The organism is Lysinibacillus sp. GW821-FHT14F06, from assembly GCF_058803665.1.
Genome location: NZ_JBXAPF010000068.1, coordinates 1 through 2,297, shown reverse-complemented (window position 1 = coordinate 2,297; position 2,297 = coordinate 1). Strand labels below are relative to the sequence as shown.

Genomic DNA, 2,297 nt, shown 5'->3' with positions numbered 1-2,297 from the left:
TACACGTATATTTTTTCATTTCATACACTCCCTTTTTTATTCCGCATTTTGTTTATTTTGCTGAACAATATTGTTCATATACCTAATTACTTCCAAAGTCTTAATACCTCGTTTTTCACCTTTACGTCTTATACGTTCAAACAATGCGAAGTCCACAGATGCATTAGGAGTAGATGTTAATCTTTTTAAATTACGAGTATGTGCATCTACCATCCTGTATTTATTTTTGGATATAAACTTTTTAGCCTTCTCGACTGCATATTTTGAACTGATTGATTTAGTGATTGCAAATCCAGTAAGGTAATCTGACACGATCCACATTGAATAATGACCATCAGCACTAACTTTAGCTGGACGATGTAATGCTAAGTAAATACCTTCATGCACAATTATATTTTGCACTAATACCTCCTCCTGAACTGGTCCTAATGGTCCTGGATGAGCTACAAACATTTTCATAAAAATTCTCCTTTCATGAATAGAATCTTTTGTTTATTCTTGATACTCAATTTCCACTTCCACAAAATCAAAATGCTTCATCATATGTGTATATCCAGCATTGCAAATAGCATCTTTGCCGAACTTAGAAAAAATAGCCTCTTCCCATTTTTTCATCCAATTTTGAGCCTCATCTTTGTTGTAAATGATATTTGCTTGGTTCAAATCATCTGTAAGCTCTACATCTTCATCCTCTGCGTAGTATTGTGGTACTTTACTATCGTTAAATTCATCTTTCAAACGCAGCACCCATGCTTCTTGTTTTTCTGCCATTTCTGTTTTCCCTTCCTTCACAGAATCTTTCTAGTATAATTTTCCCCCATGTTTATATGGTCGCGTTTTGTTATACGCCATCTTCGCCATGATGATTGATTCTAAGTCGATCCCTTTTGAACCAGCTAAATCGAACACCCTGATACATACATCAGCTAATTCTTCTTGGAATTTCTGTGATTCACCTTTTCTGTCCGCTTCTAGCGCTTCGCTGACCTCACTGTGTACTAACGCTAAAATTGTGCCAGTCTCACGTTGTTCATCATACCAACCCTTTTGAATCGCTGTTTTGTGTGCTTCTTTGCATAATCCATTGATTGTCATATCCATGTTAAAACCTCTCCTTAAACTTTTCTATGTTTCATCTGTTACGATTAAAGATTAGACATATCATCTTTTAACCACTCTTCATTTTTTCCATCATCATATCCAAAGTCTGTTACAGTGCCTTGTGTTCCTTCTGGACACCACTTATCGCATGTATGATCTACTTGAACTGTATTGTTGTATTCACCTGTTACAAAGCAACCAAAAGCATAATGACCGCAAGTCCAACAAACATTTTCACACATTTTCGTAGTTGGCATATCTTTAACACAGCCACGATAAACAACCAACTGATTTTTATTAATTTTTATATTGCACTCTGGATGCAAATGAAAATGTTTGTGCTGCTCATCCTGCTTTGCTGTTACATATACAGCATCTATGCTTTTCTCGATTACTTCCAAGCAAGCAAAGCATTCATTTTCTTTACGTGTTTTGACCATTTTCCTTTTGATGACTTCTAACATGCTCTACCTCCTTCACTCCCTGACAGCTTCTTGGTCATTTAATAGATTGCTATTTATAAATTTGTAGCAATAATGTATATCACTGAACAATTCTTCAAATTCTGTTGTTTTTTGGACAACAAAAAATTTCCCATCACGCTTAATCTGCACATCTTGAACTTGCATTGTTTGTCCATCTTGCAAATTTTTTAATTGTTGAAATATACAATCATTACTTTGAATACTTATGTCACAATCAAAAATGCTTATTTGTTGGATTGACATACAACCTCCCCCTTAACGTTGGCTTAAATTAAGTGCTGCTAAATAATCAACCGTAAAGCCGTTACCTGATTTCACACGTTTACAATTATGTCTAAAGAAATCGAGCGATATAGATTTAGAACCTCTTCCAGCATCTTGATTTTCATATGCCGCTTCTAACTGCTCAAATCGCAACACATAAATTTCTGGCTCGTTTTTACCTTCCAACCAAAATGCTACTAGTAAAAATGCAACTGACCCATGATTGTGCCATGATTTCAATAGTTGGTATTGATGCAATGAGATATTTTTCAATGGGAAACGTTTTAATGTTGATTCTTTTGCATCAAAGATGATAGAACGACCTTCATATATACCGCTATAGTCAACCCATGTCGGTGTATCAAAATGACCTGTTACTTTGTTTCCATCTGTTTTTAAAATCTTTACTGGCGTCGGCACTTTCCTTATATCTGCTAACCATGCATT

At 35.2% G+C, this 2,297-nt stretch carries 6 protein-coding genes; all 6 read right to left on the bottom strand.

Features of this window, described 5'->3' with window-relative positions:
• Positions 1-36: 36 nt before the first annotated feature.
• A complete protein-coding gene (locus AC1RNS_RS26390) occupies positions 37-459 on the bottom strand; it encodes a hypothetical protein (RefSeq protein ID WP_492996773.1) in 423 nt (140 codons plus the stop codon).
• Between the two features lie 33 nt (positions 460-492).
• Complete coding sequence (locus AC1RNS_RS26385; RefSeq protein WP_492996772.1) at positions 493-771, bottom strand: hypothetical protein; 279 nt, start codon at positions 769-771, stop codon at positions 493-495.
• A gap of 30 nt (positions 772-801) precedes the next feature.
• The gene (locus tag AC1RNS_RS26380; RefSeq protein WP_306431970.1) at positions 802-1,101 is read right to left on the bottom strand and encodes a pyrophosphohydrolase domain-containing protein; all 300 of its coding nucleotides are present in this window, start codon (positions 1,099-1,101) and stop codon (positions 802-804) included.
• Positions 1,102-1,145: 44 nt separating this feature from the next.
• Positions 1,146-1,565, bottom strand: coding sequence for a hypothetical protein (locus AC1RNS_RS26375; protein ID WP_492996771.1), 420 nt, complete (start codon positions 1,563-1,565; stop codon positions 1,146-1,148).
• Between the two features lie 12 nt (positions 1,566-1,577).
• Positions 1,578-1,829 (bottom strand): hypothetical protein, encoded by a 252-nt coding sequence (locus AC1RNS_RS26370; RefSeq protein ID WP_492996770.1) that lies wholly within the window; start codon positions 1,827-1,829, stop codon positions 1,578-1,580.
• Positions 1,830-1,841: 12 nt separating this feature from the next.
• Positions 1,842-2,297: Holliday junction resolvase RecU (locus AC1RNS_RS26365; RefSeq protein ID WP_492996769.1), on the bottom strand; the 456-nt coding region annotated here is incomplete at its 5' end.